Raw genomic sequence first — 15,728 nt, 5'->3', positions numbered from 1 at the left:
TAGGAGTTGGCGGTTTGCGCGTTCTTGGTATTGACCCCGGCATTGCCATTGTTGGTTTTGGATTTATAGATAAAATAGGACATAAGCTTACTCCCGTGCAATACGGGGCCATAACGACAGAAGCACATACGCCGCCAGAGCAGCGTTTGCTGCAGGTTTACGAGTCCGCTGGCGCCTTGATGGATAAATATAAGCCCGATGCCGTTGCGGTGGAGAAGCTTTTTTTTAATCGGAACGTGACGACGGCCTTTGATGTAGCTCAGGCTAGAGGCGCGATTATATTGGCCGCTGCACAGCGCGGTTTATCGATCGGGGAATATACGCCGCTTCAAGTGAAGCAGGCCGTTGTAGGCTACGGTAAAGCGGAGAAGAAGCAGGTGCAGGAAATGGTTAAGATGTTTCTCAAGCTTTCAGCCGTGCCGAAGCCTGACGACGTTGCCGATGCGCTTGCCGTGGCCATTTGTCATGCGCACTCCGCTGTCCTGACTAACAAAATAAATGAGGTGAAGCGTTCGTGATTGATTTTTTAAGAGGTCTTGTCGTTCATTATGAAACCGAATATATCGTTCTGGATGTCAGAGATACAGGGTATCGCGTATTTACTCCTAATCCGTATGCTTTCGCTAAGAAAGAAGAGCCGGTAACCGTCTATATTCACTATAACGTCCGCGAGGATGCTATTTTATTGTTTGGCTTCGAGACGAGGGAGGAGCAGACGCTTTTCCGTAAACTGCTCGAGGTTTCGGGCATTGGACCGCGCGTTGCGTTAGGTATTTTGTCGGGGGCACGGCCGGATGCAGTCATCGCTGCCATTCAACAGGAAAACATCGCATTTCTGTCCAAGCTGCCCGGCATCGGTAAGAAAACGGCGCAGCGGATGATTCTTGACCTCAAGGACAAGCTGATAGGCGCAGGACTGGACGGAGGGCTGCTGACTGCTGCCGGCGCAGCGCTTGACCTCTCCTCCAGCAAAAATTCGGGACAAGGAGCAGGTACGGCATGGCAGGAAGCGCGCGAGGCGCTTGCCGCGCTTGGCTATACGGCTGCCGAGCTGGACATAGCTTGGAACGGCTTGCAGCATAGCGTAACGGCGGAGGAAACAGTCGATTCTTTGATGAAGCGGGCTTTGCAGCAGCTGTTTAAAGGTTGACGGAAGGAGATGAGCAAGGATGGATGATAGAATCATTTCCGCGAACCTTATGATGGAAGATCAAGCGGTAGAGCTCAGTCTGCGTCCCCGATATTTGGCCGAATACATCGGTCAGACGCAGGTCAAGGAAAATTTGAAGATTTACATCGAAGCGGCAAAAATGCGCAAGGAAGCACTGGATCATGTTCTCTTATACGGACCGCCGGGACTTGGGAAAACAACCTTGTCGAACATTATTGCCAATGAGCTGGGCGTCAGTCTGCGCACGACATCGGGCCCGGCTATCGAACGTCCCGGTGATCTCGCTGCCTTATTAACGAACCTGCAAGAAGGCGATGTACTGTTTATCGATGAGATTCATCGCTTGCATCGTACCGTGGAGGAGGTGCTTTATCCTGCAATGGAGGATTTTGCTCTCGACATCATGATTGGAAAAGGGCCAAGCGCCCGTTCCGTACGGCTTGATTTGCCGCCATTCACCCTAATCGGAGCTACAACGAGGGCGGGGCTGCTGTCTGCGCCGCTTCGCGACCGTTTCGGAGTCGTCAGCCGCTTGGAATTTTATACGGTCGACGAGCTTGCCTTCATCGTTGAGAGAGCATCGGAAATTTTGAATGTCAGCACCGTGGGAGAAGCTGCTTCGGAAATTGCGATGCGATCACGCGGCACTCCCCGTATTGCGAATCGTTTGCTGAAGCGGGTGCGCGACTTCGCGCAGGTTCGCGGCGATGGCGTTATTACGCATGATATCGCCAGGTCGGCGCTTGAGCTGCTGCAGGTTGATCCGATGGGGCTTGATAGCATTGACCACAAAATGCTGCATGCGATGATGACTACCTTTGCCGGTCGACCGGTCGGACTCGATACAATAGCGGCGACGATAGGTGAAGAGGGGCAAACAATTGAGGATGTGTACGAGCCTTATTTGATGCAAATCGGTTTTTTGCAGCGAACGCCGCGAGGTCGAATCGCAACGGAAAGCGCGTACCGCCATATAGGTATTCCTATGCCGGGGAGGTAGTTGAGCTAATCGATCAACGGGTGCAAGCGTTCGCCAGACAGAGGGGAGAATAACGAACATGGCAACTAAACGTACACTAAAGCGATTCATCATTCTGTCCATAACGATGATCCTTCTTGCTTCGACATGGACAGCAAAGTCTACGCAGGCAGCTGCACCGAAGCTGGATCATATTCGCGTGGCGTTATTTTTACAATTACCGTCCAAAAACTATACGGCAACGACGCCTGCGGCAACATTCTCTTCCAAGGGAGGATTGCAAGTCGGAACCCGGCTGCCGGACGGCGTCAGCAGCTGGTTTAACACGGGGGCTTCCTCGCAGATCCGGTTTGCGGTCGACGATTATAAGGTGAAGCTGTTCGAGACGAGTAATTTCGGTTCGGCATTAGCCGTTTTTAAGCGCGTTCAAGCTGCCAAGGGATCGGCGTATTTAAACTCGGTATCAAAAAATAAATCCATTATCTATCAGGTTTTTGAAGGTACATATATGACGGCAGCCGAAGCATCCGCCGCCCAGCAGAAATGGGCGGCGGACAACGAGTTGTCCAAGCTCATTGGGAGCCATAAATCGACGCTTCAAGGTCCGCTGCACCTGGAAAGCGGAACGTATGCCAGCAAAGCGGCAGCCGTAACCGCGGCAAACGCCTTCGGTGCCGCAGGCTTGGATGCATACGTTGCGGTCCGTTTGCCCCAGGAGGGCTCCATGAGCTACTCCGTCATGGTAGGCTCTGCCGTAAGCGATGCGGAGCTGCAAATTGTTAAATCGGCTGCCGCCAAAGCATCGGGCGGAGAAAGCTTGAAAAATGCGGATTCGAAATCGCCGTATATGCTGCTGAAAAATGATCATTCCGTCAGCGCAAAAGCGGAGAGCAGCATAGAGCTCTACTCATTTGGAGGGGGCGATGTAAAGGTATCGGTCGCTCCAGCAGGCCAAGAGCCGATTCAGCTAACCGAAAGAAGCAACCGGACGTATCGGGGTTCATTCGAGCTTAGCGTGCTGAACGGCCGGATGGCTGTGGTGAACGAATTGCCTTTCGAGCAATATTTATATTCCGTCGTCGGGGTAGAAATGTATCCTTCATGGCCCTCGGAGGCATTGAAGGCACAAGCGGTAGCCGCTAGAACCTATGCGTTATACAAGGGATTCGGTTTCCAGATCGCCCATGTCGTGGATACGACATTAAGCCAAGCTTATTATGGGACAGGCTCTGAACGCGCCTCGACTATTGCAGCCGTAGATGAAACGGCTGGCGAGGTGGCGCTTTACAATGGCAAACTCATCGAGGCGCTGTTCTCTTCGAATAGCGGGGGAATGACGGCCGACGCGAAAGAAATATGGAATAATGCGGTTCCTTATTTACAGCCGGTAAGCAGTCCTGACCACTCCTCGGAGGAAGGGATTTATCACTGGTACCGTGTTGTGCTTCAAAGTGGCGAGATTGGTTACATCCGAGAAGATTTGATCGATCAAACGAGCAGGAAGTCGACGGCTGGAAGTTCGATCATGGTGGTCAATACCGACGGGACGAAGGTTCGCAAGCATCCGATTATCCAGGATACGATACCGCTAATCGCTCAAGTAAACAGAGGGAACGAGGTCATCGCGCTAGAGAAAACTGTTGAATCTAATTCGATGTCTTGGATTAGAGGCCCTTATACGGGAGAGGAGATGCTGACCGCTATTAATGCCAGAGCGCTAAAGAAGCTTACAGATCCCGTTAGCTCGCTGCAGGTAAGTGAGCGCGGCGCCTCAGGCCGCGCGGTTGAAATTGCAGCGAATGGACAGAGGATAGAGGTTAAGAACCCTGATTCACTCCGCGGAACGCTAGGCGTACAAGGCTCGCTCCCGAGTACATTGTTTGAAATTGAAGAAACGGCGAAGGTTGCCATTATTGGCGCCGACAATGCGAAAGCTTCAAAGCCGGCAAACAACGCGCCGGTATTTACGATTAGCGCAGGCGGCAAGGTAGCGGAGGCAGCCGATGCTGACCTGTTTATTTTGGACGGAGAAGGAAACGTTCGTGCGGCAACGAAGGAGCCTTCGTTCCGATTCATCGGAACTGGAAACGGACATGGTCTCGGTTTATCTCAATATGGTGCGTTAAGCCTTGCCCGGCAAGGGTATGACTATCAATATATATTGAAATACTATTACAAAGATGTAATCATCGCTAAGGAATGATTGAAACGATATGAACGTAGATTGGTTTGACTTTGAATTACCTGAGCATTTAATTGCTCAGACGCCGCTGCTGGACCGTACGGCCTCCAGATTGCTAGCCCTAAATAAACGGACAGGGGCAATTACGCATCATTCGTTTACCGACTTGGAACAGTTCGTGAAGGCAGGAGATGTGCTCGTATTAAACGACACAAGAGTTATTCCGGCTCGTTTAACCGGAATGAAGAGCGACACCGGAGCGAAGATCGAGCTGCTTCTCTTGAAGCAGCTTGAAGGTGACCGTTGGGACGCGCTCGGCAAGCCGGCCAAAAGGCTGAAGGTCGGGACGCAGCTTTCATTCGGAGACGATGGGAGCGGAAATCCGCTGCTTCGCGCCGTCATCGAACAGGAAGGCGAGATGGGCGGACGCACGATTAGGTTTGAATATGAAGGGATCTTCCAGGAACTGCTTGACCGCCTTGGAGAAATGCCTCTGCCTCCTTACATCAAAGAAAGACTAGAGGAACGCGAGCGGTACCAAACGGTCTATTCGAAGCACGCGGGCTCGGCTGCCGCACCGACGGCGGGTCTTCATTTTACGGATGAATTTCTTCAGAAGCTCCAGGCTAAGGGCGTCAAGCTAGCCTATGTCACGCTGCATGTTGGCCTCGGGACCTTCCGTCCGATGTCCGTAGAACGGGTCGAGGATCACGAGATGCATGCGGAATTCTATGAGCTGGATGAGCGCAATGCTCGAATCCTGAATGAAGCCAAGGAGAGCGGGTCGCGTATTATTGCGGTTGGAACAACCTCTTCGCGGACGATTGAGACTGTCGCAGCTCGCTTTGAAGGCCAGCCCCTTGAAGCATGTAACGGCTGGACGTCGATCTTTATTTTTCCAGGCTACGAGTTTAAGCTTGTCGATGCACTGCTTACCAATTTTCATTTGCCAAAATCAACGCTGGTAATGCTCGTAAGCGCGATTGCCGGCCGCGACGCTGTCATGCGGGCATATGAGGAAGCGATCGCGAAGGAATATCGATTTTTCAGCTTCGGCGACGCCATGTTTATTTACTAATTAGGAATAGGAAGCGTGAATAGTGGCTGTAAAATATGAATTAATCAAACAATGCAAACAATCGGGAGCCAGGCTCGGTAAAGTTCACACGCCGCATGGCGTTATTGAGACGCCGGCCTTTATGCCGGTAGGCACGCAAGCAACGGTGAAGACAATGAGTCCGGAAGAGCTGAAGACGATGGACGCTCACATTATTTTGAGCAACACCTACCATTTATTCCTTCGACCGGGGCATGAAATCGTAAAGAAAGCCGGCGGTTTGCATAAGTTCATGAACTGGGACAGACCGATTCTTACCGACAGCGGCGGCTTTCAAGTATTTAGCTTAAGTGAAATGCGTAAAATTACCGAGGAAGGTGTACATTTCCGGTCCCATCTCAATGGCGACAAAAAGTTTCTATCGCCGGAGGTAGCGATGGAGATTCAAAATGCGCTGGGCTCTGATATTATGATGGCTTTTGACGAATGCCCGCCGTTCCCGGCCGAGCATGAATACGTTAAGAAATCGCTCGAAAGAACGACTCGCTGGGCGGAACGATGCTTGGAAGCCCATGCGAGACCGCATGATCAAGGTCTGTTTGCCATTGTTCAAGGCGGTATGTACAAAGATTTACGAATTCAGAGTGCAAACGATTTGACTTCCATGGATTTCCCGGGGTATGCTATTGGTGGACTGAGCGTAGGCGAGCCTAAGCATTTGATGTATGAGGTGCTAGACTATACGGTTCCGATCTTGCCTGCAGGCAAACCTCGTTATTTAATGGGGGTAGGTTCGCCGGATGCGTTAATCGAAGGAGCTATCCGCGGAATTGATATGTTTGACTGTGTTCTTCCGACGCGTATAGCCCGTAATGGGACAACGATGACGAGCCAGGGCAGATTGGTTATTCGCAATGCGAAATACGCCGAAGATTTTGGGCCTTTGGATCCGGAGTGCTCCTGCTACACCTGCACGAACTATTCAAGAGCCTATATCCGGCATTTGATAAAAGCTGATGAGACGTTCGGCATGCGGCTGACGACTTATCACAATTTGCACTTCTTGCTTCAACTCATGCGGGACGTTCGGCAAGCGATCATGGAAGACCGGCTGCTCGATTTCCGGAATTCCTTCTTCACAAGCTACGGCCTGTTCGATAATGAGAAAGGGTTTTGAAAGGGGGGATTTCGATGTGGCTAGCAGCTGAAACAACAGGTGCAGGCGGTATTATTGGAATGATTTGGCCGTTTATTCTTATGTTCGCGGTATTTTATTTCCTGCTTATCCGTCCGCAGCAGAAGAAACAAAAGCAGCGTACTTCCATGCTCAACCAATTGAAAAAAGGCGATAAAATTTCGACGATTGGCGGATTGCATGGTACGGTAGTGGAGTTAACAGATGATACGGTCGTGCTTCGCGTAAATGATACAACAAAAATGACATTCGAGCGAAGTGCAATCAATACCATTATTAACTCTGCTCCATCTTTAGAAAAAGAGTAATAGAATGAAAGCATAAAAAAACGGCTGACATCCTCGCATGTCAGCCGTTTTTTTATTTTTTCAAATTAACGCCGATCATGCCGCCGAGTGCGCCGGCAAGCAACGCTGCGCCTAGAAGTGAAGCGCTGTGCCAGGACAATGATGTATTTGAGGCAAGGAAGCTAACGATTATAATGATCGTGCCGTACAATAATCCAAGCAGGGAGCCATTATACCAGCCTTTGCTTTCCGAACGCTTGCCAGCCGTAAAGCCTCCGGCTAACGCGGAAACGGCATGAATAGAGAAGGCATAGGCAGGAAGACTGCTTTCCTTCATTTCGGAAAAATGCAAAAACAGAGACAGCAGCAGTGCGCCGGCTGCAAGCCAAATAATCGAAAAGAGCACTCCTGCAAGTAATGGTGAAGCGATTAAAGGCGGTCTAGGAGCTTGTTTTACCGAACTCATCAAATTCCCCCCTGTGACAGGCATGTATTACTTAACCATATGGTCAAGCCGGGTGAAATAGTACAACCATAACCGTTCAAAAGATTGTTTTATTTTTTGTCGGAGTCTTCATTGCCATATATTCGTGTAAAGCTTCTCGTATGATGTCGCTACCGGCAGGTGAGAATATCTGTACAGACAAATACAGCTGACATCAGCTGGTATGACAATGTCGAGGAGGCGGTTTCCTTTGGAGTTTTGGAGCCTGTTGATCCGGACGGTGATCATTTATTTCGTCGTATTTCTGATCATGCGCTTTATGGGTAAGCGAGAGATCGGTAAACTGTCAGTGTTTGACCTTGTTATTTCCATTATGATCGCGGAAATCGCAGTTATCGTGCTTGAGGATATGAATCGTCCGATGTGGGAAGGCATTTTGCCAATGGTTTTGCTGCTAATCATTCAATTGGGAAGTGCTTTTATGATGATGAAAAGCCGCAAGCTGAGACTTTTGTTCGATGGAAAGCCAAGCGTGATCATTGACAAAGGCAAGCTAAATAGTGAAGTGATGCGCAAGCAGCGCTACAATTTGGATGATCTTATGCTGCAGCTTCGCGAAAATAAAATTAGTACTGTGTCCGATGTAGAGTTTGCGATCCTGGAAACAAGCGGAAAGCTGTCCGTCATTCCGAAGGAGAATGCGAGCTGCTCGGAAGAAGAAAGCAGCGATTCAGGTGAAGGAGAGACCGCAGCCCCCGAGGATATGCTTAAACGTGGCGCCGGACCGAAGATTATTCCTCCTAAATTCCGGTTTGAAATTTTGCCGATCCCGCTTATTATGGACGGTAAGGTTCAGGACGGTAATTTGGAGAAGCTGGAGAAGACGAGATTTTGGCTCAAAAACGTGCTGCAGGAGGAAGGCGTTACCGATTTCAAGGACGTTTTCTTCTGCACGATTGATCATAAGGGTAAGCTGTTTGTAGATAAGCACGATAGAAAACCGCGTTTCTAGGAAGGGGCTTCCCTTTCTGAACCGCGGTTTTATTATTGGAAATATGCTGCTTATTTAAACCATTTTCCAAATAGAGGAATTCGAATCACATCATGCCGGTCGATAATTTTGGTCATAATCATGAGTATAAGATAAACAGTTACGCTAGCTGCGCAGGCAAGTATTAAATTAATCCATTCCGAAGGTAACGGCCGTTGATTCATCGTGAACTGAGCGGCCGCCCCCATAATGACCATGGCAGCTCCAACCTTAACGAAGTCGAACAGCTTCATATGAAAGCCGATAAACCTTAGAACGCTAATGGCATGTAAGAGGGTAACGAGCACGATGTTGACGTTAATGGCAATCAATGCGCCGTAAATGCCAAAATCCGGATCCGAGGCAAGCTGAACGATGAGGATGAGCTTGACAGCCGCTCCGATCAACGTATTAATAAGGGCCGTTCCCGCCTTATCCAACGCCTGAAGGGTAGCTTGCAGGGGGGCCTGCAAATAAATGAATATGCCGACCGGTGCGATCAGCTGCAGCATGGGCGCAATCTCTGCGTGATCGTAAAGGAGGCGGCATATCGGTTCTGCAAATAAAGCCATAATAACGACAAAGGGTGCCCCCGAAACAAGGGATAGCCTCATCGACTGATGAAGCCGCTTGTGAATTAAGGCGTTATCGCCTTTAGCTGCTGCTTCCGATAAGGAGGGCACGAGCGAAACGGCTAACGAATACGTGAGCGCTGTCGGAAGCAGGACAAGCGGAACGATCATACCTTGCAGCGCCCCGTACTGTGCGGTCGCGACGCCGGAAGCGATCCCGGCGGCGACTAAGCTCCTGGCCGTGAAGATGGTTTCGAGCAGATAGGAGAAGGAGCCTACCATTTTACTGCCTGTGACGGGTACTGATAAACCAAGTAATCTTCTTAGGACAGGTGTTCTTTTATTTGGAATATTTAGCGTATCGGCCGCTTTCGTTTTTTTGCCGTTATGTTTATCTCGGTAATATTTCCACAATATAACGGCCAGACCGCCGATTTCACCAACGACGACCCCCAGCATGGCTCCTGCAGCGGCCCATTCGACTCCTAATGGCATCAATAAGTAAGCAAAAGTGAGTGAGGCAATGATACGGAGTACGGTTTCCGTAATTTGCGATACGGCGCTCGGGATCATATTTTGTTTTCCTTGGAAATAACCCCGGTATACCGAGGAGATTCCGATAATCAGCAGAAGCGGCGTCATGGCAAGAAATGTTGGGTATACGCGCGGATCGGGAAGTACATGCGTCGTGATCCACGGGGCAAAAAATAGCATAGCAGCAGTCATGAAGATACCGATCAAGACGACTAAACCCATTGCAGCCCGGAAAATGTATTTAACGCGAGCTGTGTCGCCTTGCGTCTCTGCTTCTGCTATCCACTTGGCTACTGCGAGCGGGATGCCACCCGTTATGATCGTCAGCATGACGGTAAGAAAAGGAAAGCTTAGCTGGTACAGACCGACTCCTTCCGCGCCCATAATACGCGGGAGCGCAATGCGCGGAACAAAACCGAGCAGCCGAGTAATGATTCCTGCGGCAAGCAATATCATAGCACCCTTAATAAATGTTTGCTTCGTCATAATAAATGGCCCTCATCTCTTTCTTGAAATAGCTGAACCCCTCCTGCAAATAGAATAAGACGAAGCTGTGAGACAGGCCGGGTATTATCATCTTTATGCGCGGCATGTCCGATTCAATGTCAGTCATTTTTAATGATTATTGCGGTTCCGGGCAGGAATATCGCCTGATCATATCGAATACAACCAAGAGAGTGATGAAGGCCGACGCTTACGGACTAACTTTATGGTCGTAAAGTCTCAGCTTCTGGGAGGTAGGACAGCATGGAAGACGAAGAGCTTAACCGTGTAATCGAGGAGCTGTGCGAAAGCAAAGCGGAGGAATTCCGGCTGATTGGATATGAGCAGGTTACGGGCAAGGAAGTTTGGGAATGCGTCAACGAGAAATATATCAAGAAAGGCCAGCCCGAGCTGCATGAGATCGTTAATGATATTTTATCGCTGAAGGTGACGAGATTTATGAATTTTATGACGCTGAGCGCTTATAAGGGAACCCAATTCTAAATGGAGAGGGTTCTTTTTTTTTGACTCGTTTTTGTGCCGTCTGTATAATAGGAATATTGAGATCATAAGGGGGATTCAGACGTATGTTCGGGAAGAGAATAGTTGCCTTCCTTGCGATCATTGTCATCATGTTTGGCGTTATCGCTTGGACAAGCCCATCACTGGTAAAAGATGTTCGGCTAGGCCTTGATTTAAAGGGCGGATTCGAGGTTTTGTATGAAGCTACGCCGCTCGAGGGCGGAGAAGCGGTTACGCCGGAGTCGTTGAAAGAAACGGCTAGAAGCCTTGAAGAACGTGTCGATGCGATCGGGATCGTAGAACCGGAAATTACGACTGAAGGCTCGAATCGGATTCGTTTGAGGCTTGCAGGCGTTGAGAACGAGGACGAAGTGAGAGAAATTCTCGCAAAACCGATTCAACTGACCTTCCGCGGTCCGGATGGAAAGGTTGAGCTTGCCGGCAATGACTTTAAGCAAAACGGGGCAGGAATAGGTTACGATGACCTCGGCAAGCCATTTGTTACGATCGAGCTCAAAGACGCCGCCAAATTCGAAGAGATAACCGGCAGATTAACAGGCCAATATTTGGCTATATATTTAGATGAAGAAGAGTTATCGAGACCATCCGTTAATTTCCCTATACCCGGCGGTTCAGCTCAAATCTCCGGCGATTATACGACAGATGAAGCCAAAGAGCTAAGAGATATGATCAATCTTGGATCGCTTCCTCTCAAGCTTACCGAGAAATATACGCAAAGCGTAGGCGCTAAGCTCGGTTTGGAATCATTGAAGGATACTGTTCAAGCAGGCGTTATCGGAACGGTTATCATTTTAGTATTCCTTGTTATGTTGTTCCGAATTCCAGGGATTATTGCAGCGATTACGGTTATTACGTATACGTGGCTGTTAATCCTTGTCTTTAATTTGATGAATGCCACACTGACGCTGCCTGGTATTGCGGCCTTCGTCCTCGGTATCGGTATGGCGATTGATGCCAACATCATTATGTATGAGCGAATTAAAGAAGAGATCCGCAGCGGAAAAAGCTTGTTGTCTTCGTTGAAGGCTGGCTCGAAAAACTCCTTCCGTACGATTATGGATGCGAATATTACGAATATCATTGCGAGTGCCGTCTTGTATTACATTGGTAATGGCGCTATTCGGGGCTTTGCGCTTACGATGATATTCAGTATTCTTGTAAGTATGATTACGAACATTTTCCTGTCCCGATTGCTGATTATGCTGCTGATTCGCAGCAATTTATTTACAAAACCTAGCTACTACGGAGTGAAGGAGGCAGAAATTCGTGAACTTTAATACCAAAATTCGTTATGATTTTGTAGGGAACCGCAATAAGTTCTTTCTGTTCTCAATCGCATTGACTGCAGCCGGCATATTGTCGCTGCTTATTTTCAATCTCAACTTCGGGGTTGATTTCAAGGCCGGCACGAATATGGATATTTCCATTGGCAAGCAGGCAACACAGCAGGAAGCAAAAGAGATTTTGGCGCAAGCTGGTTTTGAGGGAATTATTCCAACAGTCGGAGGCACTGGTAACGATCGCGTATCCGCACGATTCGATGAGGTTCTCACGCAAGCGAAAATCGTTGAAATCCAAAATGCGTTTAAAGCGAAGTACGGCGATCAAGTATCCGCTGAGGTCAACGTCGTATCGCCTGATATGGCGCAGGAGCTGGGCATCAAAACGATATGGGCGATTCTCATCGCCAGCTTGGCGATTATGATTTACGTCATGTTCCGATTTGAGTGGCGCTTTGCCGTTGCTGCCAACATAGCGATTTTGTATGATGCCTTTGTTGTTGTGGCGGTATTTTCTATTTTCCGTTTAGAGGTTGACCTGCCGTTTATCGCGGCGGTATTGACGACGATCGGCTATTCAATCAATGATAAAATCGTTATTTTTGACCGGATACGTGAAAACTTGCGTTTTGGTCAGTACAAAAACCGTGATCAGCTTGCTGAAATGGTAAATGCGAGCATTTGGCAAACAATGGCGCGTAATATTTATACCGTGCTAGCCGTTATTATCGTGGCCGTTTGTTTGTACGCATTTGGCAGTGAATCGATCAAGCTGTTCGCGCTTGCGAAAATTATCGGTCTGGCAAGCGGTGCTTATTCTTCAATCTGTATCGCAAGCCCGCTATGGCTGCTGCTTAAAGGCAAACAGAAGCCAAAAACGGTTTCTAAGATTTCGACTCAACCATAATCAATAGCAAACCCTAAGCAAATGCTTACGAAGTAGGTTTGCTACGCAAACCTTTTAGGAGGTTCCAAATGTCAACCGCACAGCGTTATGCAAAAGCTGAGTCCGCAAAATGGGCCGGCTTATGGGGGAACATGCTGCTGGCACTTTTCAAAGGTATAATAGGGTGGTTGTCGGGAAGTAAAGGGCTGCTTGCGGATGCGTTTCGCACGGCCGCGGAGGCCGCTGCTGCCGCAACCTCATTGTCAGAACTTAGAGCAGGCAGATTTCGCAAGTTGAAGAAAGCAAGCTCGGCGGCAGAATCGGAAGATTCAAAAGGGGAGATGGCGACGAGTATCCTTTTGTCCGTCATCCTTCTCATCATTGGGCTAGAAATCGGCATTTCGGCTATTCGAGTTATCGCAGATCGCGTCACCGATTCGCCGCATTGGAGCTCGGTTGCGGCTCTAGCTGCAGGCCTTATCATTCAACTGCTTTTTTTTCCTTCAAAGGATCGTTTGTCAGGACTATACTGCTCATTGGCTGCACTAGTCGGAGCCGGAGTGTCAGTTATTGGTAAACTGCTGGCTGTTCCTGTGTTATATTATTTTGATCCGGCTGCTGCGCTTGTGATTGCGGTTATCGTTGTAAATAACGGTTTCAAAATGGCTGCAGCCACAGTACGCAAGTCAAGTCAGGCGGATACCGGCGAGGAAGACGCTGACGAAATGAAGCAGCTCGTGCAGCGTGTCGAAGGCGTCATTACCGTGCAATCGATTCGGGCTAAGGAGCATGGTCATTACGTCATTGCGGAAATGGTCATAAGCGTTAATCCGCGTATTTCCGTTCTCGAAGGACAAGAGGTTGCAAAACGGGTCAAGCAGCTCGTGATGAAACGGTTTATTCATATCACGGATGTATCGATTTATGTTGAGCCTTACGATCCCGGTTATCCGTACAAGTCCAATCATGATCCGAATCAGGAGCAGATGCCGACACTGTTGCAATAAGAGCTGCAAACAGCAGGTGAGGAGGAAGCAGGATGATTCATAGGAAGACACGATGGGCGGTCGCGCCGTGGAATGAGACGTATGAGAATAAAGCGGGGCTGTTAGCCTCTAAGCTTAGCGTGCCTCCTCTGGTAGCGCGATTGCTTGTCCAGAGAGGGTATGACGAAATGGAAGCGGCGGAACGTTTTTTACGCGGAGGCCAGGAGCACTTCCACGACCCGTATTTGCTGCTTGGTATGAGGGAAGCTGTTGACCGGATTCGATCGGCGGTTTCGAATAACGAGAAAATTAGAATTTATGGCGATTACGATGCTGACGGCGTATCGAGCACATCCTTGCTCGTCCATTTGTTTCGTACGTTGCAATGCCATTTTGACTACTATATTCCGCATCGGGCTCTTGAAGGTTATGGCTTAAATCGCAAAGCGATTGAGCTTGCCGCCGGGGATGGCGTGAAATTAATTGTAACGGTCGATACGGGTATCAGTGCTTTTGACGAGATTGCGTATGCGAAGGAGCTGGGCATCGATGTGGTCGTGACCGATCATCATGAGCCGCCCGAGCAAATTCCGAACGCCTGCGCGGTCGTTAATCCGAAGCAAGCGGGCTGCGGCTATCCCTTCAAGGGTCTGGCAGGCGTCGGAGTCGCTTTTAAATTAGCGCATGCCTTGCTAGATCGTCCGCCTCTCGAATGGACGGATATCGCAAGCTTAGGTACCATAGCGGATTTGATGCCGCTCACGGATGAAAATCGGATTATGGTTCGCTATGGTCTGGAAAGATTGCAAAACGATGCCAGAATCGGATTCCGCGCACTATCGGAAGCGGGCGGTATGGAATTAGAAGCGATAACGGCAACTGGCGTTGCATTCGGTATGGCACCGCGAATCAATGCTGCGGGCAGATTGGATCATGCCAAACGGGCGGTTGAGCTGCTTACAGCCGAAAATTACGATAATGCCATATTGGCTGCCATCGGTCTTGACAGCCTTAATAAGGAACGGCAGCGCGTCGTGGAAAGTATCGTTAAGGAGGCTGAGCAGCTATGGCGCGTTAAATGCGAAGCTGCGGAAGCGGCAGGCGCAGAAGCGCCGCCTGTCATCGTTCTTGCTGCCGAGAGCTGGAACGTCGGAGTCATCGGGATTGTAGCCTCGAAGCTGCTTGAACACAATTATAAGCCGGTCATAATACTTGGCATAGACGAACAGTCCGGTATGTGCAAAGGCTCCGCACGCTCCATAGACGGCTTTGATATCCATGCAGCGCTAACGGCTTGTAATGAGCTTCTGGAGCATTATGGAGGGCATCAAGCGGCTGCGGGCATGAGCCTTCACCGCGACCATTTGCAGAACTTCGAGCGGCGCCTTGGCGAGCTTGCGATCGAATGGCTGTCCGGCGATGACTGGATTCCAAAAACGGCTGTCGATCTTCTGTGTTCCGTTGACGAGGCCACGTTGGAAACGATCTCAGAGCTATCGCTGCTCGAACCGTTTGGAATGGGCAATCCTTCACCGCGTCTGCTCTTTCAAGGAGCAGAGCTTGCGGATAAGCGAACGATCGGCAAGGACTCGAAGCATTTGAAATTATCATTAGGCAGCGGCCGCCGATTATTGGACGGAATAGGCTTTGGCATGGGCATGATGGCGGAAAAATTGCAGCCCGGCGGAAAAATTGATGCGATAGGCGAACTGTCCGTAAACGTTTGGAATGGCAGCCGGAAGCCGCAGCTGCAGCTGCATGATCTTCATTTTGATCCGGAGCGCGATGCCTCATTCCCTGAACGGGATCATTTCGGGATCATTTATCAACAGCTTAGGAAGCTTGGCGAGGCTCCGGTACAAGGGCTTGCGAAACGTCTGTCGAAGCAAAGCGGTTTCACCGCCGGCACTATACAGCTTATGCTGGACATATTCGCGGAACTGCAATTTATAACCATCAACGACGGTTACATGATTGCAGCGGCTTCACCTCAGAAACGAGATTTATCAACCTCGGAGAAATACAGGGACGCAAAGCAAAAATCCGGGCAATCGCATTTATCGGCGCAAGGCATGAAATAATAATAATGATGTTGAAA

15 protein-coding genes are annotated in these 15,728 nt (G+C 49.5%); 13 read left to right on the top strand and 2 right to left on the bottom strand.

Features of this window, described 5'->3' with window-relative positions; translation table 11 throughout:
• Positions 1-14 precede the first annotated feature (14 nt).
• From ruvC to yajC, 7 genes are read left to right on the top strand one after another with little or no spacing between them, the layout of a single operon-like run.
• Positions 15-518 (top strand): crossover junction endodeoxyribonuclease RuvC, encoded by a 504-nt coding sequence (gene ruvC / locus L1N85_RS02405; protein ID WP_235234575.1) that lies wholly within the window; start codon positions 15-17, stop codon positions 516-518.
• The gene (gene ruvA, locus L1N85_RS02400) at positions 515-1,150 is read left to right on the top strand and encodes a Holliday junction branch migration protein RuvA (RefSeq protein ID WP_235234574.1); all 636 of its coding nucleotides are present in this window, start codon (positions 515-517) and stop codon (positions 1,148-1,150) included. Before ruvC ends, ruvA begins: the two co-directional genes overlap by 4 nt.
• Before the next feature lie 19 nt (positions 1,151-1,169).
• Positions 1,170-2,171 carry a Holliday junction branch migration DNA helicase RuvB gene (gene ruvB / locus L1N85_RS02395; protein ID WP_235234568.1) on the top strand — a complete coding sequence of 334 codons (1,002 nt, stop codon included), beginning with the start codon at positions 1,170-1,172 and terminating at the stop codon, positions 2,169-2,171.
• Positions 2,172-2,229: 58 nt separating this feature from the next.
• Positions 2,230-4,353 (top strand): SpoIID/LytB domain-containing protein, encoded by a 2,124-nt coding sequence (locus L1N85_RS02390; RefSeq protein ID WP_235234566.1) that lies wholly within the window; start codon positions 2,230-2,232, stop codon positions 4,351-4,353.
• Positions 4,354-4,363: 10 nt separating this feature from the next.
• A complete protein-coding gene (gene queA, locus L1N85_RS02385; RefSeq protein WP_235234564.1) occupies positions 4,364-5,410 on the top strand; it encodes a tRNA preQ1(34) S-adenosylmethionine ribosyltransferase-isomerase QueA in 1,047 nt (348 codons plus the stop codon).
• A 19-nt stretch (positions 5,411-5,429) separates the two neighbouring features.
• Positions 5,430-6,566 carry a tRNA guanosine(34) transglycosylase Tgt gene (tgt, locus tag L1N85_RS02380; protein WP_328285140.1) on the top strand — a complete coding sequence of 379 codons (1,137 nt, stop codon included), beginning with the start codon at positions 5,430-5,432 and terminating at the stop codon, positions 6,564-6,566.
• A 14-nt stretch (positions 6,567-6,580) separates the two neighbouring features.
• Positions 6,581-6,892, top strand: coding sequence for a preprotein translocase subunit YajC (yajC, locus tag L1N85_RS02375; protein WP_235234556.1), 312 nt, complete (start codon positions 6,581-6,583; stop codon positions 6,890-6,892).
• 52 nt (positions 6,893-6,944) lie between these two features.
• On the opposite strand, the gene L1N85_RS02370 is transcribed toward yajC, so the two are convergent.
• Positions 6,945-7,337: a TIGR04086 family membrane protein gene (locus L1N85_RS02370; RefSeq protein ID WP_235234553.1), complete on the bottom strand. Its 393-nt coding sequence runs from the start codon at positions 7,335-7,337 to the stop codon at positions 6,945-6,947.
• A gap of 229 nt (positions 7,338-7,566) precedes the next feature.
• On the opposite strand from L1N85_RS02370, the gene L1N85_RS02365 reads away from it, so the two are divergent.
• Positions 7,567-8,328 (top strand): DUF421 domain-containing protein, encoded by a 762-nt coding sequence (locus tag L1N85_RS02365; protein WP_235234552.1) that lies wholly within the window; start codon positions 7,567-7,569, stop codon positions 8,326-8,328.
• Between the two features lie 50 nt (positions 8,329-8,378).
• Here L1N85_RS02365 and spoVB read toward each other — a convergent pair whose 3' ends face one another.
• Complete coding sequence (gene spoVB / locus L1N85_RS02360) at positions 8,379-9,938, bottom strand: stage V sporulation protein B (protein ID WP_235234551.1); 1,560 nt, start codon at positions 9,936-9,938, stop codon at positions 8,379-8,381.
• 261 nt (positions 9,939-10,199) lie between these two features.
• Here spoVB and L1N85_RS02355 point away from each other — a divergent pair, with 261 nt between their 5' ends.
• The 5 genes from L1N85_RS02355 (at position 10,200) to recJ (ending at position 15,711) form a co-directional block, all read left to right on the top strand.
• Positions 10,200-10,439 (top strand): post-transcriptional regulator, encoded by a 240-nt coding sequence (locus L1N85_RS02355; RefSeq protein ID WP_235234549.1) that lies wholly within the window; start codon positions 10,200-10,202, stop codon positions 10,437-10,439.
• 83 nt (positions 10,440-10,522) lie between these two features.
• A complete protein-coding gene (gene secD, locus L1N85_RS02350; protein WP_235234548.1) occupies positions 10,523-11,755 on the top strand; it encodes a protein translocase subunit SecD in 1,233 nt (410 codons plus the stop codon).
• Positions 11,745-12,665 (top strand): protein translocase subunit SecF, encoded by a 921-nt coding sequence (gene secF, locus L1N85_RS02345; protein ID WP_235234547.1) that lies wholly within the window; start codon positions 11,745-11,747, stop codon positions 12,663-12,665. The genes secD and secF overlap by 11 nt, the downstream gene beginning before the upstream one ends.
• Positions 12,666-12,733: 68 nt before the next feature.
• A complete protein-coding gene (locus tag L1N85_RS02340) occupies positions 12,734-13,651 on the top strand; it encodes a cation diffusion facilitator family transporter (protein ID WP_235234545.1) in 918 nt (305 codons plus the stop codon).
• Between the two features lie 32 nt (positions 13,652-13,683).
• A complete protein-coding gene (gene recJ / locus L1N85_RS02335) occupies positions 13,684-15,711 on the top strand; it encodes a single-stranded-DNA-specific exonuclease RecJ (RefSeq protein WP_235234540.1) in 2,028 nt (675 codons plus the stop codon).
• Positions 15,712-15,728: the final 17 nt, after the last annotated feature.

Source organism: Paenibacillus alkaliterrae (assembly GCF_021532375.1).
GTDB classification, from domain to species: Bacteria; Bacillota; Bacilli; order Paenibacillales; family Paenibacillaceae; genus Pristimantibacillus; species Pristimantibacillus alkaliterrae.
Note: the sequence above shows the minus strand (reverse complement) of the source record. Positions and strands in the feature narration are given on the sequence as shown.